Origin of the sequence: Isoptericola sp. 178, assembly GCF_030586525.1 — a bacterium.
Taxonomy (GTDB): domain Bacteria; phylum Actinomycetota; class Actinomycetes; order Actinomycetales; family Cellulomonadaceae; genus Isoptericola; species Isoptericola sediminis.
Genome location: NZ_JAUQYN010000003.1, coordinates 259176 through 281427 on the forward strand (window position 1 = coordinate 259176; position 22252 = coordinate 281427).

Sequence of the window (22252 nt, forward strand, 5' to 3'; positions counted from 1 at the left end):
GGCGTGCCCGGGCGCCACGGCGGCGCCCGGATCCGTTGTCATCCTCTCAGGGCGACGGTGCGGGGGCCCACCGGGGCCGGCAGCTCCGTGGTTCCCTGCAGGTACGCGTCGGCAGCCGCGGCCGCCGCCCGCCCCTCGGCGATCGCCCACACGATGAGCGACTGCCCTCGGCCGGCGTCGCCGGCCACGAACACGCCCGGCAGCGAGGACGCGTAGTCGTCCCGGCGCTGCACGAGACCGCGCGACGTCGTCTCCGCACCCGTCTGGTCGACCAGGTCGTCGACCTCCGGACCGGTGAAGCCCATCGCGATGAGCACCAGGTCGGCCGGGATCTCGTGCTCGGTACCCGGCTTCGGCACCCGTCGCCCGTCCTCGAGGTATTCCGTCTCGGCGACCTTGAGCGCCCGCACCGCCTTCTGGTCGTCCCCGAGGAACTCGACGGTGGACGCCAGGAACTGCCGCTCGCCGCCCTCCTCGTGCGAGCTCGAGACCTCGAACAGGATCGGGTCCGTGGGCCACGGCTGGTGCGGGGGCCGCTCGGTCGGCGGCTGCTTGCCGATCGCGAGGGTCGTCACGCTCGCGGCGCCCTGGCGCAGCGACGTCCCGACGCAGTCGGAACCGGTGTCACCGCCGCCGATGACCACGACGTGCTTGCCCTCGGCCGTCGGCGCACCCTTCACCGGGTGGCCGGCCACCGCCTTGTTCGACGGGGTGAGGAAGTCCATGGCGTACTCGACCCCGTCGAGCTCCCGGCCGGGGATCGCCAGGTCGCGCGGGACGGTGGCCCCCGTGGCGATGACCACGGAGTCGAACCGACGGCGCAGCGCGTCCCAGGTGAGGTCCCGGCCGATCTCGACGCCGGCGCGGAACCGGGTTCCCTCGGCCTCCATCTGCTCCATGCGCCGCTCGATGTGGTACTTCTCGAGCTTGAAGTCCGGGATGCCGTAGCGCAGCAGTCCGCCGATGGCGTCGTCGCGCTCGTACACCACGACGGTGTGCCCGGCCCGGGTCAGCTGCTGGGCCGCGGCCAGACCGGCCGGGCCCGAGCCGACGACGGCGACGGTCTTGCCCGTCAGCCGCTGCGGCACCTGCGGCACCACGAGCCCGCGCTCGAAGGCCTCGTCGATGATCGAGACCTCGATGTTCTTGATGGTCACCGCCGGCTGGTTGATGCCCAGCACACAGCTCGTCTCGCACGGCGCCGGGCACACACGACCGGTGAACTCCGGGAAGTTGTTCGTCGCGTGCAACCGCTCGATCGCGTCCGCCCACTGGTCGGTGCGCACGAGGTCGTTCCACTCCGGGATGAGGTTGCCCAGCGGGCACCCCTGGTGGCAGAACGGGATGCCGCAGTCCATGCAGCGTCCGGCCTGCTCCTTGAGGAACGGCTGGCCGTCCTCACGGACCGCGTGCGTGTCCTTCCAGTCCCGCAGGCGGACCTCGACGGGCCTGCTCGGCGGGAGCTCTCGCTCCCGCACCTTGAGGAATCCACGGGGATCAGCCACGAGCCACCTCCATGATGCGCTCCCACAGCGTCGGGTCGAAGTCGTCGCCCTCGCCGAGCGGCGTCCCCGCCGACTCGGCCTCGGCCAGCGCGACGCGCACGTTGGCCCATCCGGGCGGGAGGACGCGCGAGAACCGGGCCCGCGTGCCCTCGTCGGCCAGGAGCTCGGCCGCGACCGGCGAGCCGGTCTCGTCGAGGTGCCGCTGCAGCAGCACCGAGACCCGCTCCCAGTCCTCGTCCGAGAGCGCGCCGACGACGAGCTCTCCGGAGGCGACGGCGGCGGCGTTCATCGCCCCGTCGCGCAGGTCGAGCACGTACGCCATGCCACCGGACATGCCGGCACCGAAGTTGCGGCCGGTGGGGCCCAGCACGAGCACCTCACCGCCCGTCATGTACTCGCACCCGTGGTCGCCCACGCCCTCGACGACGAGCGACGCCCCCGAGTTGCGCACGCCGAAGCGCTCGCCCACCCGACCGCGCAGGTAGATCTCGCCCGAGGTGGCGCCGTAGCCGATGACGTTGCCGGCGATGACGTTCGCCGCACCCTCGAGCACGGCGGCCTTGTCCGGGCGGACGACCAGCAGACCGCCGGAGAGGCCCTTGCCGACGTAGTCGTTCGCGTCGCCGTACAGGCGCAGGGTCACACCGCGCGGCACGAACGCGCCGAACGACTGCCCGGCGGACCCGGTGAGGGTGACGTCGATCGTGCCGTCGGGCAGTCCGTCGCCGTGGTAGCGCTTGGTCACCTCGTGACCGAGCATCGTGCCGACCGTGCGGTTCACGTTCCGCACCGGCAGCTCGATCCGCACCGGCCGGCCGTCCTCCAGCGCGGGCTGCGCCTGGGCGATCAGCTGCTGATCCAGCGCCTTGTCCAGACCGTGGTCCTGGTCGTGGGTGCGGTGCAGGGAGGACCCCTCCACGGGCTCGACGCGCTCCAGCACCGGTCCCAGGTCCAGGCCCTGCGCCTTCCAGTGGTCGATCACGCGGCGCGTGTCCAGGCGCTGGACCTGGCCGACGGCCTCCTCGACGGACCGGAACCCGAGGGCGGCCAGGTGCTCACGCACCTCCTGGGCGATGTACTCGAAGAAGTTCACGACGAACTCCGCCTTGCCGGTGAACCGGCGGCGCAGCTCGGGGTTCTGCGTCGCGACGCCGACCGGGCAGGTGTCCAGGTGGCAGACGCGCATCATGATGCAGCCCGACACGACCATCGGGGCCGTCGCGAAGCCGAACTCCTCGGCGCCCAGCAGCGCCGCCACGACGACGTCGCGGCCGGTCTTCATCTGGCCGTCCACCTGCACCGTGATGCGGTCGCGCAGGTTGTTCAGCACGAGCGTCTGCTGGGTCTCGGCCAGGCCGATCTCCCACGGCGTCCCCGCGTGCTTGAGCGAGGTCAGCGGGCTCGCGCCCGTGCCGCCGTCGTGCCCGGAGATCAGCACGACGTCCGCGTGCGCCTTGGACACGCCCGTGGCCACGGTGCCGACGCCGAACTCGGAGACGAGCTTGACGTGCACCCGCGCGCTCGGGTTGGCGTTCTTGGCGTCGTGGATCAGCTGCGCCAGGTCCTCGATGGAGTAGATGTCGTGGTGCGGCGGCGGCGAGATCAGTCCGACGCCGGGCGTCGAGTGCCGGGTCTTGGCCACCCACGGGTACACCTTGGGCCCCGGGAGCTGCCCACCCTCGCCGGGCTTGGCGCCCTGGGCCAGCTTGAGCTGGATGTCGTCGGCCTGCGTGAGGTACTCGCTGGTGACGCCGAACCGGCCCGAGGCGATCTGCTTGACGCGGGAGCGGCGCTCCGGGTCGTACAGCCGCTCGGTGTCCTCGCCGCCCTCGCCCGAGTTCGACCGCCCGCCGAGCTGGTTCATCGCGATCGCCAGGGTCTCGTGCATCTCCTGGCTGATGGCGCCGTAGGACATCGCACCGGTGTTGAACCGCTTGACGATCTCGCTGACCGGCTCGACCTCGTCGATCGGCACGGGCTCGCGGTCACCGGTGAACTCCAGCAGACCGCGCAGCGTCATGAGCCGCTCGGACTGCTCGTCCACCCGTTGGGTGTACTGGCGGAAGATGTCCATCCGGCCCGTCCGGGTCGCGTGCTGCAACCGGAACACCGTCTCCGGGTCGAAGAGGTGCTCCTCGCCGTCGCGGCGCCACTGGTACTCGCCGCCGGTGGTCAGTCGCTGGTGCGGCGTGTGGTTCCCCGAGGCGGGGTAGGCCTCGGCGTGGCGCGCCGCGGTCTCGGCCGCGATCACGTCGAGCCCGATGCCGGCCAGGCGGCTGGTCGTGCCGGTGAAGTAGTCCTCGACGAGCTCGTGGGACAGGCCCACGGCCTCGAAGACCTGCGCCCCGCGGTAGGACATGATCGTCGAGATGCCCATCTTGGACATCACCTTGAGCACACCCTTGCCGAGCGCCGTGATGAGGTTGCGCACGGCGGCCTCGGGCGTCACCTGCAGGTAGCCGCGCCGGGCGAGGTCCTCCACGGTCTCCATGGCCAGGTACGGGTTGATCGCGGCGGCGCCGTAGCCGATGAGCAGCGCCACGTGGTGGACCTCGCGCACGTCGCCGGCCTCGACGACCAGCGAGATCTGGGTGCGGGTGTGCCGGCGCAGCAGGTGGTGGTGCACCGCGGAGGTGAGCAGCAGCGACGGGATCGGGGCCCGCTCGGCGTCGGAGTCGCGGTCGGACAGGACGATGTGCGTCGCCCCCGCCTCGATCTCGGCGTCGACCTGGGCGAAGATCTCCTCAAGACGGGCCTGCAGCGCGCGGCCACCGCCCGAGACGTCGTAGAGCCCCCGCACGATGACGGCCCGGAACTCGCCCTCGAGCCGCGGGTCGCGCTCGATGCGCACGATCTTGGCCAGCTCGTCGTTGTCGAGCACGGGGAACGGCAGCACGAGCTTGCGGGCGTGCAGCGGCGAGTCGTCGAGCAGGTTCGGCTCCGGGCCGATGGCGCTGCCGATGGAGGTCACCAGCTGCTCGCGGATCGAGTCCAACGGCGGGTTGGTGACCTGCGCGAACATCTGCGTGAAGTAGTCGAACAGCAGGCGCGGCCGGTTCGACAGCACCGCCACCGGGGTGTCCGAGCCCATGGCGCCCAGCGGCTCCGCCGACGTGTTGGCCATCGGGGTCAGGATGACCTTGAGCTCCTCGGACGTGTAGCCGAACGCGCGCTGGCGCCGCTGCACGGACGCCGGCGAGTGCGCGACGTGCTCGCGCTCCGGCAGGGAGTCCAGGGAGATCGAGTTCTGCTCGATCCACTCGCCGTAGGGGCGCTGCGAGGCGAGCTGGGACTTGATCTCGTCGTCCTCGACGATCCGCCCCTGCGCGGTGTCCACGAGGAACATCCGGCCCGGCTCCAGCCGGCCCTTGCGGACCACGGTGGCCGGGTCGAGGTCGAGCACGCCCGCCTCGGAGCTGAGCACGATGAGGCCGTCCTCGGTGACCCAGAAGCGGCCCGGGCGCAGACCGTTGCGGTCCAGCACGGCGCCGATGAGCGTGCCGTCGGTGAAGGTCAGGCAGGCCGGACCGTCCCACGGCTCGATGAGGTTGGCGTGGTACTGGTAGAACGCCCGCCGGGCGGGGTCCATCTCGTCGTGGTTCTCCCACGCCTCGGGGATCATCATCAGCACCGAGTGCGGCAGCGACCGGCCCGACAGGTGCAGCAGCTCCAGCACCTCGTCGAAGCTCGCCGAGTCGCTGGACCCCGGGCTGCACACCGGCAGCAGCGGGTCCAGGTCCCCCAGCGCCTCGCTGCCCAGCTGGCCCTCGCGGGCCGCCATCCAGTTGCGGTTGCCGCGCACGGTGTTGATCTCGCCGTTGTGGGCCACGAGGCGGAAGGGCTGCGCCAGCGGCCACGACGGGAACGTGTTGGTCGAGAACCGGGAGTGGACCAGCGCGATCTCGGAGGCGTAGCGCGGGTCGGACAGGTCCGGGAAGAAGGGCTCGAGCTGCGCCGTGGTCAGCATGCCCTTGTAGGTGATGGTGCGGGCCGACAGCGAGGCGAGGAAGAGCTCGAGCTCGTTCTCGGCACGCTTGCGCAGCCGGTAGGCGCGACGGTCGAGCTCGAGGTCCGCCAGCTCGCGCTGCGGGTCGGCGACGACCACCTGACGGAACGTCGGCATCGAGGCGCGGGCGGTCGGCCCGACGAGGTCGGCCGTGACCGGGACGTCACGCCAGGCGAGCACGTCGAGCTTCTCCTCGGCGGCGATCGCCTCGAAGCGGTGGGCCATCGCGTCCGCCGCCTCGGCGTCGCGGGGCAGGAAGGCCATCCCGATCGCGTACCGGCCCGCCGGGGGCAGCTCGGCGTCCACGACGTCGCGCAGGAACGCGTCCGGGATCTGGGTCAGGATGCCGGCGCCGTCACCGCTGTTCTCCTCGGCACCGACCGCTCCGCGGTGGTCGAGGTTGAGCAGGGCGGTGAGACCGGCGTCGACGATGTCGCGGCCGGGGGTTCCTCGCAGGGTCGCGACGAACGCGACACCACAGGCGTCGTGCTCGGTCGCCGGGTCGTAGAGGCCCTGCGCCTCGGGGGGCGCGACCCAGTGCTGCGGCGTGGTCATCAACACCGTCCTCCTGTGCGCCCGCACGCGGGCGCGTCTCGTGCATGGATGGGACGGGACGTCGTTGGCCCGTAGGGACTGCTGGGCGGGACCGGCCGGGGTGGTTCCCCTGCCGGCGCCGCCCTAGGTGCGTGGGGCCGGGTCCTGGTCGGTCCCGGCCGCCGACGCGTCCTGGTCGGTCGTACCTGTCGTCTCGGTGACCTCCTCGTCCGGGGCGGACTCGTCCGTCCCCGAGGGAGCGTCGTCGGTCTCGGTCGGTGCATCGGTGACCTGCCGTTCGCCGTCCTCACGACCGGGCAGGGCGACACCGTCCTCGCGACCGGGACGCAGCCGACCGATGACGACGAACGCGACGACGGCACCCAGGCCGACGATGATCGACGTCCACACGTTCAGCCGCAGCCCGAGCACCATCTCGGCGGTGTCGATGCGGAGCATCTCGATCCACACCCTACCGAGGGTGTAGATCGCGACGTAGGCCCAGAATACCCTCCCATGACCGAGTCTGTACCGGCGGTCGAGCCAGATGAGAAGCGCGGCGGCCGCCAGGTTCCACAGCATCTCGTAGAGGAAGGTCGGGTGGAACAGGGTTCCGGCGGCGTACTCCACCCCGGTGGCCGGGTCGACCGGGAGGTACTCCGCGTCGATCTCGAGCCCCCAGGGCAGCTCGGTCGGGGCGCCGAAGAGCTCCTGGTTGAACCAGTTGCCGAGGCGCCCGATCGCCTGGGCGACGAGCAGGCCGGGGGCCAGGGCGTCGGCGAACGTGCTCAGTCGCACTCCCTGGCGGCGGCAGCCGATCCACGCACCGACGGCCCCGAGCGCGACGGCGCCCCAGATGCCCAGACCGCCCTCCCAGATGTAGAGCGCCCGGACGGGGTCGCCGTTCTCCCCCCAGTACGCGTCGGGCGAGGAGATGACGTGGTAGATGCGGCCGCCGATGATGCCGAAGGGAACGGCCCAGAAGGCGATCTCCAGCACGTCGTCGGGGTCGCCACCCCGGTCCTTCCACCGGCGCATGGTCATCCAGACGGCCACGACGATGCCGGCCAGGATCGCCAGCGCGTAGGCGCGCAACGGCAACGGTCCCAGGTACCACGTGTGCTCGGGCGGGCTCGGGATCGCGGTCACGAGACGGTCGACGGTCATGCGTCACCCCCGCCGGTGCGGGCGCGGGCCACGCCGTCGGCCAGGTCACGCGTGACCTCGGCCAGCGCGGTCAGACGGTCGGACCAGGGCTCCTCGCCCAGCAGGGTCCGGACGAAGGCCGAGCCGACGATCACGCCGTCGGCGTAGCGCCCCACCTCGGCGGCCTGGTCGCCGGTCGAGACGCCCAGGCCCACGCACACGTGGGACGCCCCGGCGGCACGGGTGTCGGCCACGAGCTGCTCGGCCCGGCGACCCACCGAGGCGCGCGCACCCGTGACGCCCATCGTCGAGGCGGCGTAGACGAACCCGCGCGAGGCCTTCGCCGTCAGCCGCAGGCGTTCCGGGGTCGAGCTCGGCGCGACGAGGTAGACCTTGTCCAGGCCGTGCTCGTCCGCGGCGGCGTTCCAGGCGTCCCCCTCGTCGGGGATGAGGTCCGGCGTGATCATGCCGGCGCCGCCCGCGGCCGCGAGGTCCCGGGCGAACGCGGCCACGCCGTAGCGCAGCACCGGGTTGTAGTACGACATCACCAGCGCCGGGACCTGACCGCCGGAACGCTCCGCCACGGCCTCCACGACACGCAGCACGTCCCGCACCCGGGCACCGCCGCGCAGGGCCGCCTCGGCGGCCTCCTGGATCACCGGGCCGTCCATGACCGGGTCCGAGTAGGGCACCCCGATCTCCACGACGTCCACCCCGGCGTCGACCATGGTCGTCACGGCCTCCACCGAGCGCTCCACGTCGGGGTAGCCGACGGGCAGGTAGCCCACCAGGGCGGGCCGACCCTGCGCGCGCAGCGCGTCGAGGCGGGCCGCCGTCGCCGACGTCGTCACGGTTCCGGTCACTGGTCCCCCTCGGTCGCCGGCTCCTCGTGCAGCAGGCCGAACCAGCGCGCCGCCGTGGCCACGTCCTTGTCCCCCCGTCCGGAGAGGTTCACCAGGATCACCTGGTCCCGCAGGCCGGCGTCGGCCATCCGGCGGCCGACCCTCAGCACGCCGGCGAGGGCGTGCGCGGACTCGATCGCGGGGATGATGCCCTCGGTCCGGCACAGCAGGCGGAACGCCTCCATCGCCTCGTCGTCGGTCACGGGTTCGTAGGTCGCCCGGCCGATGTCGTGCAGCCACGAGTGCGCCGGGCCGACGCTGGGATAGTCCAGGCCCGCCGAGACGGAATGGCTCGGGCGGGTCTGGCCGTCGTCGTCCTGCAGCAGGTACGAGCGCGCCCCGTGCAGCACCCCCGGCGCACCACCGGAGAACCGGGCCGCGTGCCGACCGGACTCGATGCCCTCGCCGCCGGCCTCGAACCCGTAGAGCGCGACGCCGTCGTCGTCCAGGAAGGCGTTGAAGATCCCCAGGGCGTTCGAGCCGCCGCCGACGCAGGCCGCCACGGCGTCCGGCAGCCTCCCGACGCGCTCGAGCACCTGCTCGCGCGCCTCGGTGCCGATGATGCGGTGGAACTCGCGCACCATCTCGGGGAACGGGTGCGGCCCGGTGACGGTCCCGAGCAGGTAGTGCGTCGAGTCGACGTTGGTGACCCAGTCGCGCAGGGCCTCGTTGATGGCGTCCTTGAGGGTCCGGGTGCCGAGGGCGACCGGGACGACGGTCGCGCCCAGCAGCTCCATCCGCGCCACGTTGAGCGCCTGGCGCCGCGTGTCCTCCTCGCCCATGTAGACGACGCACTCCAGGCCCATGAGGGCCGCGGCCGTCGCGGTCGCGACGCCGTGCTGGCCGGCACCCGTCTCGGCGATCACCCGGGACTTGCCCATGCGCTTGACCAGCAGCGCCTGGCCGAGCACGTTGTTGATCTTGTGCGAGCCGGTGTGGTTCAGGTCCTCCCGCTTGAGGAACACGCGCACGGCGTCACCGCCGGCGTGCTCGGCGAAGCGCGGCACCTCGGTCAGCGGCGACGGACGGCCGGTGTACTCGCGGTGCAGCCGGCTCAGGTCCGCCGCGAACCCGGGGTCCTGCTGCGCCTTGCGGAACTCGGCCTCCAGCTCGTCGAGGGCGGCGATCAGGGCCTCGGGGACGTAGCGGCCGCCGAACTCGCCGAAGTACGGGCCGTGGACGTCGGCGAGCCGACCGGCGTCCTGGTCGGCCAGGGTCTCGGTCAGCGCGTCGCGCACGGGCTGGTCGGACTGCTCGGGCACAGGCGCTCCTTCATGACGGACGGGACGGATGGTGGGTCGGGTGCGGGGTGGGCGGCCGGCCCTCAGGGCTGGACGGCGGGGCGTACCGACCACAGCGAGGGGTGCTGCCCGGCCGCGACGAGGTCGGCGACGGACCGGCGCGGTTCGCCGTCGGTCACCAGGGCCTCCCCCACCAGCACGGCGTGCGCACCGGACCGCGCGTACTCCATGACGTCGTGCGGGCCCCGGACGCCGGACTCGGCGACGCGGACGACGTCGTCGGGGATCAGCGGTGCGAGCTGGGCGAACGTGTCCCGGCGCACCTCGAGGGTCTTGAGGTCCCGGGCGTTGACGCCGATCACGCGGGCACCGGCGTCGAGGGCACGGTGCACCTCGTCGGCGGTGTGCACCTCGACCAGAGCGGTCATGCCCAGGGAGTGGACGCGTTCGATCAGCGACGTGAGCACGGTCTGCTCCAGGGCCGCGACGATCAGCAGCACCAGGTCGGCGCCGTGGGCCCGGGCCTCCCAGACCTGGTACGGGGTGACGACGAAGTCCTTGCGCAGCACGGGCACGTCGACGGTCGCACGCACGGCGTCCAGGTCGGCGAGGCTGCCGCCGAACCGGCGCTGCTCGGTCAGCACCGAGATCACGCTGGCGCCGCCGGCGGCGTACTCCTCGGCCAGGGCCGCCGGGTCGCTGATGGGGGCCAGGTCGCCCTTGGAGGGGCTCGACCGCTTGACCTCGGCGATCACGGCGACGCGGTCCTCGGAGCGAAGCATCGCGCAGCACTCCAGGGCCCCGGGAACCCGTGCAGCGCGCTGCTTGAGCTCCGCGAGCGAGGTCCGTGCCTGACGGTCCGCGAGGTCCGCCCGGACCCCGGCGACGATGTCCTCCAGGACTGTCATGCTTTCCCCTCCCCCGGATGTGTTCCTTGCCATGGTAGGCCGGTCACGCGGTGGTCAGGACCACCGACCGCTGGGCGAGACGCCCCGACGGCACCCTCACGCTGCTCCCGGCGGCCCGGAGGCCACATCGTTATCTCCTCGTGACGCGCGGCGCCGGGACGCCGACGCCCCCGGGTACGACGACGGCGCCCGGACCCGGGAGGGGGTCGGGGCGCCGTCGTGGCGGTCGGGGACGGGTCAGCTCGAGGCCGGCTCTTCCTGCGTCCGGGCGCCCTGTCGGGGCTGTCCGTAGCCCATGTTGCGCATGACCAGACCGACCAGGCAGGACACGACCACGACGCCCATCCCGACCCAGAAGAGCGCGAAGGGCACGCCCGGCAGGCAGCCGAGCGAGGCCAGCAGCGCACCGAGGATGACGCCGGTCATCGCGGTCCACGCGGCCAGGGTGTGACCGTGATTGGTGGGCGGGACCGCTTCCGGCAGGTACGTCGGCTCAGCGGTGCGGTGGTCGGTCATGGGTGGGGACAGCCTTTCGTCACGAAGTTCAGGGATCAGACTACCGGTCGGAGGACGGGTCGGTGCCGCGGGAGAGCGCGTCCCAGTCCGCCTGCGCGTCGGCGGCGTCGTCGTCCGTCCGGGGCTCCTCGCCACCGGCGGTCGCGACGGGGCCGCCCGCACGTTCGTGCCGACCCCCGGTGGCCGGCCAGGAACCGGCGCCGACCAGGCCGAGCACGGCCACGACGGCGATGCCCGCACCGGCGACGACCGCCAGCCAGGGCCAGGGCGTCAGCGACACGGGCGCCGTGAGCTCGGTCACCCCGGCCGCGTCGGCGGCGGCCGTCACGGCGGGCCCGACCGGGTCGCGCAGGACGGCCGCCGTCCCGCCGACGACGGCCAGTCCCGCCAGCACCGCCACGACCAGCGCCACCCGGCGCGCGACGCGACCGGCCAGGGTCGTCGCCAGGGCGCACGCCACGGTGACGAACGCGGCGGCGCTCACCACCGGTGCCGCCGAGGTGCCGGCGACCTCGACGGTCACCTCCGGCTGCAGCGCCGTCGCCACCGTGGTGCGCAGCCACACCGGCGCCGAGACCCCGAACGTCGCCGCGCCGAGCAGCAGCAGCAGCGCGACCGCCCGGCCGCGCGACCGGATCATGACGCCCGCCCGGCGGAGAGGTCCGCGAACTGTGCCGCGAGCTGCACGGCGCGCACCGCGGCGGCCGCCTTGTTGCGCGACTCGGCGTACTCCAGGGCGGGCACCGAGTCGGCGACGATGCCCCCGCCGGCCTGGACCGACGCCCGGCCCTCCCGCAGGAACGCCGTCCGGATCGCGATGGCCATGTCCATGTTGCCGCCGAAGTCCAGGTACCCGCAGGTCCCGCCGTAGATCCCGCGCGAGGCGGGTTCGAGCTCGTCGATCAGCGCGATCGCCCGTGGCTTGGGCGCCCCGGACAGCGTCCCCGCCGGGAAGGTCGCCCTGAACGTCTCCAGCGCGGTCGCCCCGGGGCGGAGGCGCCCCACGACGGTCGAGCACAGGTGCATGATGTGGCTGAACCGGCGCGTGACCATGAACTCCACGACCTCGACGCTCGTGGGCTCGCACACCTTGACCAGGTCGTTGCGGGACAGGTCCACGAGCATCAGGTGCTCGGCGCGCTCCTTGGGATCGGCGATGAGCTCCTCGGCCAGGGCGACGTCCTCCTCGACCGTCGCCCCGCGCGGCCGGGACCCGGCGATCGGATACGTCGTCACGTGGCCCGCGTCGACCTTCACCAGCGTCTCGGGGCTGGAACCGACGACGGCGAAGTCCCGCTCGCGGTGGTCACGGAGCTGGAAGTAGTACATGTACGGGCTGGGGTTGATGGTCCGCAGCGCCCGGTAGACGTCGAGCGGCGCGGCCGGGCAGTCGAGGTCGAGCCGCTGCGAGAGCACGACCTGGAAGACCTCGCCCTCGCGGATCGCCTCCTTGCCGGCCCGGACGGCGTCCTCGAACTCGTCCCGGGTGGACCGAAACTCCAGCTCGGGGCCCGCGACGTCCGGGTCCACGACGGTGCGCACCGGCGTCGTCGGCTCCGCGAGACCCGCCGCGAGCCGGTCCAGCCGCGACACCGCGTCGGCGTGCGCCTCGTCCACCCGCTCGTCGGTGCCGTCGGCGTTGATCGCGTTGGCGATGAGCCACACCGCACCGGAGTGGTGGTCGACGGCCACCAGGTCGGTCGCCAGGGACAGCGCGACCTCCGGCACGTCGAGCTCGTCCGGGGCCTCGGCGGGCAGCGTCGGCTCCCAGTGCCGGACCACGTCCCAGCCCATCGCCCCGACGAACCCGCCGGTCAGGGGCGGCAGCCCGTCGATCGGCTCCGTGCGCAACGCCTGCAGCGCGGCCTCGAGCACCTCCAGGACATCACCCTCGGTCGGGATCCCGGCCGGGACGTCGCCGTGCCAGACGGCGCGGCCGCCGTCCGACAGCAGGGTCGCCCGCGAGCGCACCCCGACGAACGACCAGCGGGCCCACGCGCCGCCGGCCTCGGCGGACTCCAGGACGAACGTGCCGGGCCGGTCCTGCGCCAGCGTGCGGTACAGCCCGACCGGCGTCACGTCGTCGGCCAGGACGCGACGCACCACCGGGATGACGCGGCGGTCCCGCGCCAGCTCGCGGAAGGCGCCCAGCCCCGGCCACGTGGCACCCCAGGTGAGCTCGTCGGCCGTCGGCGCGACGGCGGGAGCCTGGGCGGAGGGGGAGGCAGAGTTCGTCACCGGGTCTCCTCGGCGGTCTCGTCGGGACGGTGGCCGACGACGGCGGGCAGCTCGCCGCCGGCCTCGAAGCAGGTGCGCGTGCCCGTGTGGCAGGCGGCACCGACCTGGTCGACACGGACGAGCAGGGTGTCGCCGTCGCAGTCGAGCGCGACCGACCGCACGTACTGCCGGTGGCCCGAGGTGTCGCCCTTGCGCCAGTACTCCCCGCGGGAGCGGCTCCAGAACGTCACCCGGCCCGTCGTGAGCGTGCGGTGCAGGGCCTCGTCGTCCATCCAGCCGAGCATCAGCACCTCGAGGGTGTCGTGCTGCTGCACGACGGCGGCGACGAGCCCCTGCTCGTCGCGCTTGAGGCGGGCGGCCACGGCGGGGTCGAGGGAGTCCTGGTTGTGCACGCCAGCATCCTTTCACGTCGAGGGCGCCGGACGGGGCCGCGTCTCAGCGGGTCTGGGCCACCCACGAGGCGTGCATGCGGGCGTACACGCCCCCGGCCGCCGCCAGCTCCTCGTGCGGCCCGACCTCGACCACGTGCCCGTCGTCGACGACCACGACGAGGTCGCTGGCCTCGGCCGTGGACAGCCGGTGGGCGATCGTGATCGTCGAGCGGCCCGACGTCAGGGCGTCCAGCGCCCGCGCGATGCGCACCTCCGTGGCCGGGTCGACCGCGGACGTCGCCTCGTCGAGCACGAGCAGGTCGGGCGCCGCCAGGTAGGCGCGGGCGACGGCGACGAGCTGCCGCTCCCCCGCGGACAGGGCCTCGCCGCGCTGGCCCACGTCCGTGTCCAGCCCGGCGGGGAGACCGGCGACCCAGTCCGTCAGCCCCAGCGCCTCGAACGCGGCGGCGACGCGGGCACGCACCTCCGGGTCCTCGGGGGCGGCCTCGGGCAACCCGTAGGCGACGTTGCTCAGCACCGTGCCGTCGAACAGGAAACCCTCCTGCGGCACGAGGACCACGCGCTCGCGCAGCCGTGCCAGCGGGATGCGCCGCAGGTCCACGCCGTCGAGCTCGACCCGGCCGTCCGTGGGGTCCATGAGGCGGGCGACCAGCTTGGCGATGGTCGTCTTGCCCGAGCCGGTCTGCCCGACCACGGCGACCTTGCGCCGCGCGGGCAGCTCCAGGTCCACGCCGTGCAGGACCTCGGGCCCGTCCGGGTAGGCGTACCGCACGCCGCGCAGCGCCACGTGGGCGTCCCCGCGGGGGCTGTCCACCCCGTCGGCCCCGGCGTCGACGACGTCCAGCGGCGTCTCGACGACCGCCAGCACCCGCCGCCAGCCGGCCACGGCGTTCTGGAGCTCGTTGAGGATCTCCGTGGCCATCTGCACCGGCCCGGTGAAGAGCTGGACCAGGAACAGGAACGCGACGAGCTGCCCGGCCGTCAGTCCCCCGCCGATGCCGAGGTAGGAGCCGACGACCACGACGACGGCGAGCACCAGGGTCGCCATGAAGGTGCCCGAGGAGAACACGCTGGCCACCAGCAGCAGAGCCCGGCCCTGGGTCCGCCGCGCCTCGTCGATGGCGGCGTCGATGCGCCGACCCGTGCGGGCCTCGACGCCGTAGGCGCGGACGGTCTCGGCGCCGACGACGGACTCGGAGACGGCGGCGAGCATGGCGCCGACCTTCTCGCGCGAGCGCCCGAACGCCCGCCCCACCGACCGCTGGGCGTACCGCAGGATGACGAACAGCGGCACGAAGCACAGCCAGACCACGGCGGTCAGCGCCGGGGAGTAGACCGCCATGAGGGCGGTGGCGACCGCGATCTGGAGCGTGGAGACGAGCAGCATGATGCCGCCCCACTGCACGAAGTGGGAGATCTGGTCGACGTCGGTGGTGACCCGCGAGACGAGGGCGCCCCGACGCTCCGAGCCCTGCGAGAGCGTGGACAGGTCGTGCACGTGCCGGAAGGCCCGTACCCGCAGCGTCGCAAGCCCGGCCTCCGTCCGGCGGAACAGCCGCACGTTCACCACGGCGGTGCACAGCCCGGCCACGACGATCGCCCCGGCGGCCAGCAGGGTCAGCGTCAGGACCTGCGAGGCGTCCGGGCCGCCGTCGGCGAGGATGCCGTCGTCGACGGTGCGCTGGACCGCCAGCGGCACCACGACCCGTCCGGCCGCCGCCAGGACGGCCAGCGCGAGCGTGACCCACAGCCCCTGGACGATCTGCGGGGAGATCTCCAGCCCCCGGCGCAGCGTCGCGAGCACGCCCAGCTCGCTGGCCGACGCGATGCGCGAGTCGCTCATCGGACCTCCTCCGTCTCGGTCTCCCAGGGTTCGGGCACGTCCTCGCCGGCGGCCCGCTCGTCCGCCAGCTCGCGCTCGCGGCGGGCGGTCTCGACCTCGTAGGCGGTGGCGAGCTCGCGGTAGCCCGGGTCACGCGCCAGCAGCGCGTCGTGGGTGCCGACGTCCACGACACGCCCGCCGTCGAGGTGGACCACCAGGTCGGCCATCGCCACCGAGGACATCCGGTAGGCGACCATGACGACGGTCGTGGCGCGCCGGCCGTCGTCGGAGCGCGCGGCCAGCCCGGCGAGGATCTGCTGCTCGACGCGGGGGTCGACGGCGCTGGTGGCGTCGTCGAGCACGAGCAGCCGGGGACGCCGCACGAGCGCCCGGGCGATGGCGAGCCGCTGCCGCTGGCCCCCGGACAGGTTCGCTCCCCGCTCGCCCAGACGGGCGTCGAGGCCGTCCGGCAGGGCCCGCACGACGTCGTCGACCCGGGCCAGCGTGAGGGCGTCCCACACGGCGGCGTCGATCTCGGGGGTGACCTCGTCGGCGAGGGTGACGTTGGCGCGCACGGTGTCCTCGAAGACGAACGTCTGCTGCGCGACGAGGGACACCTGGGCCGGGATCTCGCCGTCGGCGACCCCGCGCAGGTCGGTGCCGTCCAGCAGCACGGTCCCGCGCGCGGGGTCGCTGAGCCGGCTGAGCAGCGAGACCAGCGTGGTCTTGCCCGCACCGGTGGCGCCCACCACGGCGACGGTGGTGCCGGCGGGGATGTCGAGGGTGACGTCGTCGAGCAGCCGGGCGGTGCGGCCGGCGGCCGGCACGTCGACCCCGACGCCCTCGAGGCGGACCGCGAGGCCGGCCTCCCCGGCCGGGAGCCGCCCGGTGCCGGGCGTCAGCTCGCCCCGCGCGTCGAGCACGCGGGTGATGCGGTCGTAGCCCACCAGGGCGCGCGGGATCTCGCCGAGCACCCAGCCGAAGGCCCGGACGGGCACGGCCATGATGGTGAGCAGGTACGCCGCGGTGACCACGTCGCCGACGTCGACGGCACCGGCCGCGGCGCGGGAGGCCCCGACGCCGAGGACGAGCAGCGTGCCGAGGTTGGGCAGCAGCTCGATGACCGGGTCGAAGACCGCACGCACGACGCCGACGCGGACGTTGGCGGTGCGCAGGTCGTCGGTCGTCCGGGCGAAACGCCGCTCCTCGCGGTCGGCCGTGCCGAGCGACTTCACCAGCAGCGCCGCCTCGAAGGACTCGTGCGCCACGTCCGCGACCTCCGCCCGCAGCTGCTGGGCGCGGGTCGCGGCCGGGGCCATGTACCGCTGGAAGACCAGGTTGGCGGCGACGGCGGCCGGGATCACCACCAGTGCCGCGAGGGCGAGCCAGGGATCGATGACGAAGAGCATCACCGTCGCGACGGCGATCATCACGACCACGCCGAGGGCGAAGGGCAGCGGGTTGAACACCCCGGTGGCGGCCTCGACGTCGGCGCTGGCGTTGGACAGCAGCTGGCCCGCCGGGTGCGCCCGGTGCCACGACATCGGCAGGCGCAGGTACTGGCGGGTCACCCCGCGCCGGTGCTGGGCCTGCAGGCCGACGTTGCCCCAGCCGGCCCAGATCCGCCGGCCGGCCACGGACAGCGCGAGCGTCAGGGCGACCAGGGCGAGCACTCCCCCGGCGAGCCAGATGTCCGCGCGCGCCGCGGCGTCGCCCGACAGCGCGGGCACGACGACGGCGTCGGTCGCCCAGCCCACGGCGCGGCTCACGGCGACCGTCGCGGCGCCGAACAGCGCCGAGGCGACCACGGCGCCCGTGAAGAGCCGTGGTTCGGCACGCAGACCTCGCCACAGCAGCAGGACGCTGCGGCGCAGCCGCGACCCGGTCAGGGTCGCCGGGCGGGCGGGTTCGGGCACGACGGGACCTCACAGGTGTCTCGGGGATCAGAGGTGATCCTAGCGCGCCCGGGGCAACTGCCCGCGGCCGCACGTCGCCGGTCCCGGCGGGTTCAGCGCACCTCGACCCCGGCGGCCCGCATCGCGTCCTTGACCTCGCCGACCGTCAGGGTGCCGAAGTGGAAGACGCTGGCGGCCAGCACGGCGTCGGCACCGGCCCGGGCCGCGGCGACGAAGTGCTCGGGGGTCCCGGCGCCGCCGGAGGCGACCAGCGGGACGTGGACGCGCTCGCGCACCGCACGCAGCATCTCCAGGTCGAACCCGCCGGTGGTGCCGTCGGCGTCCATCGAGTTCAGCAGGATCTCGCCGGCACCCAGCTCGGCGCCTCGTGCGGCCCACTCCACGGCGTCGATGCCGGTGCCGCGGCGGCCGCCGTGGGTGGTCACCTCGTAGCCCGACGGCGTCGTGGTGTCCCCGGTCACGCGGCGGGCGTCCACCGAGAGGGTGAGCACCTGGTTGCCGAAGCGGTCGGCGATCTCCGCGATCAGCTCGGGGCGGGCGATCGCCGCGGTGTTCACGCCGACCTTGTCCGCCCCGGCGCGCAGCAGCCGGTCGACGTCCTCGGCCGACCGGACACCCCCGCCGACCGTCAGGGGGACGAAGATCTCCTCCGCGGTGCGGCGCACCACGTCGATCATGGTCTCCCGGTCGCCGGAGGAGGCCGAGACGTCGAGGAACGTCACCTCGTCGGCACCCTCGGTGTCGTACCGGTCGGCGAGCTCCACCGGGTCGCCGGCGTCGCGCAGGTTGGTGAAGTTGACGCCCTTGACGACCCGTCCGGCGTCGACGTCGAGGCACGGGATCACCCGAACGGCCACGGTCATGCGGTCCTCATCCTTCGGTCGTGCCGGCGGACGACGCGCCGCCGCCCTGGGTGCCGGCCGCCTCGTCGGCCCCCTCGCCGTCCTCGTCCGGGACCGGCTCGTCCTGCGTGACCTGGAAGCGCGCGTCGAGGATGTCGATGACGTAGACGAGGGTCTCGTCGGCCAGCTCGCTGTTGGTGCCACCGTAGCCCAGGTGCGGGGGCACCACGAGCATCACCTGCGACCCGACGGACTGCTCGAGCAGTCCCTGGTCCCAGCCCTCCACCAGTCGGCCGATGCCGATCGTCGCGGACTGCGGGGCCACACCGTCGCCCCAGCTCGAGTCGACGACCCGGCCGTCGCTCCACCGCACCGCGACGTAGCGCGCGGTCACCATCTGCCCGACCTCGACCTGGGGGCCGTCCCCGCGGATCAGCGGTTGCACGACGAGCTCGCCCGGCGGCTCACCGCCCTCGACGAGGACCGTCGGGCTGCCGTCGGGGTCGCGGACCACCTGCGGCAGCCCCTCGACCGGCTCGACGACGTCCCCGGTGGCCCGGGTCGGCAGCACGTCCACGACGAGCACGACCGGGACGTCGTCGTCCTTCTCGACCACCAGGACGCGCGCCCCGACCCTCTTTCCCCGCAACGAGTCGTAGAGGTTCTGGCCCAACGAGTCCGGGTCGAACGTGTACCAGGCGGGAGCGTCCAGGTAGGTCGAGGAGATCACGCTGCCGTCGCGCCCGTCCTCGGCGTACATGTGCAGCAGGACGGGCTCGCCGGTCTCCAGCGGTTCCCCGCCCCCGGGGCGCAGCGTGCGCGACCCGGACTGGACGATCTGGTAGGGCTGCGGGTACTCGAGGGCCGGTGGCTGCCCCTCCGGACCGGTGACCTGCACCGGGACCTGGGAGGGCAGCGGGCTCGGGGTGACCCGGTCCCACACCGGCGTCCCGCAGCCGGTCAGCGTCAGCACGACGGCCAGGACGGCGACGAGCAGACGGGGACGGGCGGGGAGCACCGGGACAGTCTGCCACGTCGGCCCGGAGGCCCCGGAACGGCCGCCGGTCCAGGGGACGGCCTCCTACATGGACTCGATGAGCCGTTCGACGCGCTCGTCGACGTTGCGGAACGGGTCCTTGCACAGGACGGTGCGCTGGGCCTGGTCGTTGAGCTTGAGGTGCACCCAGTCGACCGTGTAGTCGCGTCGCGCGTCCTGGGCGGCCCGCACGAAGTCGCCGCGCAGCTTGGCCCGCGTCGTCTGGGGCGGGATCGCCGTGGACTCGAAGACCTCGAGGTCGGTCACCACCCGCTCGACCATCCCCCGCGCCGCGAGCAGGTTGTAGAGCCCCTCCGTGCGGGAGATGTCGTGGTAGGCCAGGTCCAGGCGCGCGACCCGGGGGTCGTCCATCGACAGGTCGTGCTTGGCCCGGTACCGCTCGATGAGCCGCCACTTGATGACCCAGTCGAGCTCGCGGTCCACCAGGGTCAGGTCGCCCGACTCCAGGGCGCGCAGGCCCCGCTCCCACAGGTCCAGCGTCTGCTTGACCTGCGGGGTGGGGTCCAGGTGGGCGTCGACGTGCTCGCGCACCCGCTGGTAGTACTCCCCCTGGACGTCGACCGCCGTCGCGGTCCGGCCGTTCGCGAGCTGGACCGGGTGCTTGCCCGAGGAGTCGTGACTGATCTCGCGGATCGCCCGGATCGGGTTCTCCAGGGAGAGGTCCCGCACCGGGACCCCGGCCTCGACCAGCCGCAGCACCAGGTCGGTGGCACCGACCTTGAGCAGCGTGGTCGTCTCCGACATCGAGGAGTCGCCGACGATGACGTGCAGGCGCCGGTAGTGCTCGGCGTCGGCGTGCGGCTCGTCGCGCGTGTTGATGATCGGCCGCGAGCGCGTCGTCGCGCTGGAGACGGCCTCCCAGATGTGGTCGGCCCGCTGGGACAGGCAGTACGTCGCCCCGCGGGGGGTGGCCAGGACCTTCCCGGCGCCGGTGAGCACCTGGCGCGTGATGAGGAACGGCACCAGCACGTCGCTGAGGCGGGAGAAGTCGCCCTGGCGGCGCACCAGGTAGTTCTCGTGGCAGCCGTAGGAGTTGCCCGCCGAGTCCGTGTTGTTCTTGAACAGGTGCACCTTGCCCGGCAGGCCCTCGTGCTCGAGACGCTGCTGGGCGTCGGCGACGAGCCCCTCGAGGATGCGCTCGCCGCCGCGGTCGTAGGCCACGAGCTGGCGGACGTCGTCGCACTCGGCGGTGGCGTACTCGGGGTGCGAGCCGACGTCCAGGTACAGCCGGGAGCCGTTGCGCAGGAACACGTTGGAGGAACGGCCCCAGGCCACGACCTTGCGGAACAGGTAGCGCGCGACCTCGTCCGCGCTCAGCCCCCGTCCGTCGTCGGCCGCGCACGTGACGCCGTACTCGGTCTCCAGCCCGAAGATCCTGCGGTCCATGTCCGCCCCCTCAGTCGTCCCCGCGCAGCAGCTCGGCCAGCGCGTCGCCCTGCCACCGGCGGAAGGCCCGCCGGGTGCGGCGGCGGTCCAGCACCGCCACCTCCAGCCCGCCCGCGGGGATCTCGCGTTCCTGACCCTCGGCGGCGATCGATCCGTCCGTGCTCACCGCGCCGAGCGTGCGCACGGCGAGACGCAGCACGGCGGCGAGGTCCATGCCCGGCTCCCAGCCCTCGCGCAGCCGGGAGGTGAGCTGGTCGGCCTGGCCGCCCATGACCACGAACCCGTGCTCGTCGGCCACCGAGCCGTCGTACGACAGCCGGTACAGCTGGTCGTCGGCCGGCGTGGCCCCCACCTCGGCGACGACGAGCTCGACCTCGAGCGGCTTGGACTCCGTGGTGAAGACCGTCCCGAGGGTCTGCGCGTAGGCGTTGGCGAGCCCGCGGGCCGTCACGTCGGTGCGGTCGTAGGAGTACCCGCGCAGGTCGGCGTACCGCACGCCCGCCACGCGCAGGTTCTCGAACTCGTTGTACTTGCCGACGGCGGCGAAGGCGATGCGGTCGTAGATCTCCGAGATCTTGTGCAGCGCCCGCGACGGGTTCTCCGTGGCGAAGGCGATGCCGTCGTCGTACGCGAGCACGACGACGGAGCGGCCGCGGCCGATGCCCTTGCGCGCGAAGTCCGCCCGGTCCTTCATCAGCTGCTCGGGCGAGACGTAGAACGGCATGTTCATGCGCGCGAACCCTCCTGACGACGATCGGCCACGATCTGCTCCACGACGGCCGCGAGGGCGTCGTCCGGGACCCGCCGGTACCCGTCGGCGGTCACGGTCGCCACCACCGGCCAGATGCGCCGGACCGTGTCGGGCCCGCCGGTGGCGCTGTCGTCGTCGGCCGCGTCGTAGAGCGCCTCCACGGCCACGGCGACGGCGGCGTCCGCGTCCAGACCCTGGCGCCAGCGCTTCTTCAGCGACCCCCGGGCGAAGACCGAGCCCGACCCCACCGAGTGGTGGTCGTGCTCCTCGTACCGCCCGCCGGTGACGTCGTAGCTGAACAGCCGGCCGGTGGACCGGTCGAGGTCGAAGCCGCCGAACAGCGGCACGACGGCCAGCCCCTGCATCGCCAGCGGCAGGTTGCCGCGGATGATCGCCGCGAGCCGGTTCGCCTTGCCGTCCAGCGAGAGCTGGGAGCCTTCGATCTTCTCGTAGTGCTCCAGCTCGAGCTGGAACAGCCGCACGAGCTCGAGCGCGATCCCGGCGGACCCGGCGATCCCGACGGCGGAGTGGTCGTCGGCGTCGAAGACCTTCTCGATCTCGCGGTTCGCGATGAGGTTGCCCATCGTCGCCCGGCGGTCGCCCGCCATGACGACGCCGCGGCCGTGCTCGTCGTCCCCGAAGGTGAGGGCGACGATGGTGGTCGCATGCGGCGCCATGTCCGAGGCCGACCCCGTCAGGCCGGTCGGACGGTTCCCGGGCAGCAGCGCCGGGGCGTGCTCGCCCAGGAAGTCGACGAACGAGCTCGACCCCGGACGCAGGAACGCGTCCGGCAGCCGGCCGGAGGACTCAGCGGATGAGGCGGTCACTCACTGCCCACCCTTCTGCACGAATCCCCGGACGAACGACTCCGCGTTCGACTCCAGGACCTCGTCGATCTCCTCCAGCAGCGAGTCGACCTCCGCGTCGCGGTCGGCGGCCTGCGGGGCGGCCGGGGCAGGGGCCTCCGCGTCGTCGTCCTCGGGCGTGCGGTCGTGGTCCTGCGGGTTGATGCGTTCCTGACCGGCCATGGTCCGCCTCCTTCGCGTTCCCTGCGGGTGTTGGCAAGCCTATGTCGTCCTGGGCGAGGTGC

At 73.3% G+C, this 22252-nt stretch carries 18 protein-coding genes; all 18 read right to left on the reverse strand.

The features are described 5' to 3' along the window. Window positions 1-38: 38 nt before the first annotated feature. Window positions 39-1505 carry a glutamate synthase subunit beta gene (locus Q6349_RS10345; RefSeq protein ID WP_304604020.1) on the reverse strand — a complete coding sequence of 489 codons (1467 nt, stop codon included), beginning with the start codon at window positions 1503-1505 and terminating at the stop codon, window positions 39-41. Beyond that, the gene (gene gltB / locus Q6349_RS10350; protein WP_304604021.1) at window positions 1498-6066 is read right to left on the reverse strand and encodes a glutamate synthase large subunit; all 4569 of its coding nucleotides are present in this window, start codon (window positions 6064-6066) and stop codon (window positions 1498-1500) included. The genes Q6349_RS10345 and gltB overlap by 8 nt, the downstream gene beginning before the upstream one ends. A 123-nt stretch (window positions 6067-6189) precedes the next feature. After that, on the reverse strand, window positions 6190-7212 hold the full coding sequence (gene lgt, locus Q6349_RS10355; RefSeq protein ID WP_304604022.1) for a prolipoprotein diacylglyceryl transferase: 1023 nt from the start codon (window positions 7210-7212) through the stop codon (window positions 6190-6192). Next, on the reverse strand, window positions 7209-8054 hold the full coding sequence (gene trpA / locus Q6349_RS10360; protein ID WP_304604023.1) for a tryptophan synthase subunit alpha: 846 nt from the start codon (window positions 8052-8054) through the stop codon (window positions 7209-7211). The genes lgt and trpA overlap by 4 nt, the downstream gene beginning before the upstream one ends. Then, window positions 8051-9319, reverse strand: a complete 1269-nt coding sequence (gene trpB / locus Q6349_RS10365; RefSeq protein ID WP_216077834.1) for a tryptophan synthase subunit beta — start codon at window positions 9317-9319, stop codon at window positions 8051-8053. Before trpB ends, trpA begins: the two co-directional genes overlap by 4 nt. A gap of 98 nt (window positions 9320-9417) precedes the next feature. Then, window positions 9418-10242 (reverse strand): indole-3-glycerol phosphate synthase TrpC, encoded by an 825-nt coding sequence (trpC, locus tag Q6349_RS10370; RefSeq protein WP_171248296.1) that lies wholly within the window; start codon window positions 10240-10242, stop codon window positions 9418-9420. Between the two features lie 237 nt (window positions 10243-10479). Continuing rightward, complete coding sequence (locus tag Q6349_RS10375) at window positions 10480-10758, reverse strand: HGxxPAAW family protein (protein ID WP_304604024.1); 279 nt, start codon at window positions 10756-10758, stop codon at window positions 10480-10482. Between the two features lie 40 nt (window positions 10759-10798). Then, window positions 10799-11398 carry a Trp biosynthesis-associated membrane protein gene (locus tag Q6349_RS10380; protein ID WP_304604025.1) on the reverse strand — a complete coding sequence of 200 codons (600 nt, stop codon included), beginning with the start codon at window positions 11396-11398 and terminating at the stop codon, window positions 10799-10801. Further along, window positions 11395-12996 (reverse strand): anthranilate synthase component I, encoded by a 1602-nt coding sequence (locus tag Q6349_RS10385; protein WP_304604026.1) that lies wholly within the window; start codon window positions 12994-12996, stop codon window positions 11395-11397. Before Q6349_RS10385 ends, Q6349_RS10380 begins: the two co-directional genes overlap by 4 nt. After that, entirely contained in the window at window positions 12993-13388 is a 396-nt protein-coding gene (hisI, locus tag Q6349_RS10390; RefSeq protein WP_171248292.1) for a phosphoribosyl-AMP cyclohydrolase, read from the reverse strand. Before hisI ends, Q6349_RS10385 begins: the two co-directional genes overlap by 4 nt. 43 nt (window positions 13389-13431) lie before the next feature. After that, window positions 13432-15231: an ABC transporter ATP-binding protein gene (locus Q6349_RS10395; protein ID WP_304604027.1), complete on the reverse strand. Its 1800-nt coding sequence runs from the start codon at window positions 15229-15231 to the stop codon at window positions 13432-13434. Next, a complete protein-coding gene (locus tag Q6349_RS10400; RefSeq protein ID WP_304604028.1) occupies window positions 15228-17126 on the reverse strand; it encodes an ABC transporter ATP-binding protein in 1899 nt (632 codons plus the stop codon). Before Q6349_RS10400 ends, Q6349_RS10395 begins: the two co-directional genes overlap by 4 nt. Window positions 17127-17218: 92 nt before the next feature. Further along, window positions 17219-17989, reverse strand: coding sequence for an imidazole glycerol phosphate synthase subunit HisF (gene hisF, locus Q6349_RS10405; RefSeq protein ID WP_304604029.1), 771 nt, complete (start codon window positions 17987-17989; stop codon window positions 17219-17221). 7 nt (window positions 17990-17996) lie between these two features. Next, window positions 17997-18986 (reverse strand): FKBP-type peptidyl-prolyl cis-trans isomerase, encoded by a 990-nt coding sequence (locus Q6349_RS10410; RefSeq protein WP_304604030.1) that lies wholly within the window; start codon window positions 18984-18986, stop codon window positions 17997-17999. Between the two features lie 63 nt (window positions 18987-19049). Then, window positions 19050-20411, reverse strand: coding sequence for a Pup--protein ligase (pafA, locus tag Q6349_RS10415; protein WP_171248288.1), 1362 nt, complete (start codon window positions 20409-20411; stop codon window positions 19050-19052). 10 nt (window positions 20412-20421) lie between these two features. Beyond that, the gene (gene prcA, locus Q6349_RS10420; protein ID WP_171248287.1) at window positions 20422-21141 is read right to left on the reverse strand and encodes a proteasome subunit alpha; all 720 of its coding nucleotides are present in this window, start codon (window positions 21139-21141) and stop codon (window positions 20422-20424) included. After that, entirely contained in the window at window positions 21138-21989 is an 852-nt protein-coding gene (gene prcB, locus Q6349_RS10425) for a proteasome subunit beta (RefSeq protein ID WP_304604031.1), read from the reverse strand. Before prcB ends, prcA begins: the two co-directional genes overlap by 4 nt. After that, complete coding sequence (locus tag Q6349_RS10430; protein WP_171248285.1) at window positions 21990-22190, reverse strand: ubiquitin-like protein Pup; 201 nt, start codon at window positions 22188-22190, stop codon at window positions 21990-21992. Between the last annotated feature and the right edge of the window lie 62 nt (window positions 22191-22252).

Bases quoted from the DNA above. Each gene is read 5' to 3' on its own strand.
- gltB (WP_304604021.1), bottom strand. From the start codon at position 6,066: ATGACCACGCCGCAGCACTGGGTCGCGCCCCCCGAGGCGCAGGGCCTC.
- lgt (WP_304604022.1), bottom strand. From the start codon at position 7,212: ATGACCGTCGACCGTCTCGTGACCGCGATCCCGAGCCCGCCCGAGCAC.
- trpC (WP_171248296.1), bottom strand. From the start codon at position 10,242: ATGACAGTCCTGGAGGACATCGTCGCCGGGGTCCGGGCGGACCTCGCG.
- Q6349_RS10375 (WP_304604024.1), bottom strand. From the start codon at position 10,758: ATGACCGACCACCGCACCGCTGAGCCGACGTACCTGCCGGAAGCGGTC.
- Q6349_RS10380 (WP_304604025.1), bottom strand. From the start codon at position 11,398: ATGATCCGGTCGCGCGGCCGGGCGGTCGCGCTGCTGCTGCTGCTCGGC.
- Q6349_RS10395 (WP_304604027.1), bottom strand. From the start codon at position 15,231: ATGAGCGACTCGCGCATCGCGTCGGCCAGCGAGCTGGGCGTGCTCGCG.
- hisF (WP_304604029.1), bottom strand. From the start codon at position 17,989: ATGACCGTGGCCGTTCGGGTGATCCCGTGCCTCGACGTCGACGCCGGA.
- pafA (WP_171248288.1), bottom strand. From the start codon at position 20,411: ATGGACCGCAGGATCTTCGGGCTGGAGACCGAGTACGGCGTCACGTGC.
- prcA (WP_171248287.1), bottom strand. From the start codon at position 21,141: ATGAACATGCCGTTCTACGTCTCGCCCGAGCAGCTGATGAAGGACCGG.
- Q6349_RS10430 (WP_171248285.1), bottom strand. From the start codon at position 22,190: ATGGCCGGTCAGGAACGCATCAACCCGCAGGACCACGACCGCACGCCC.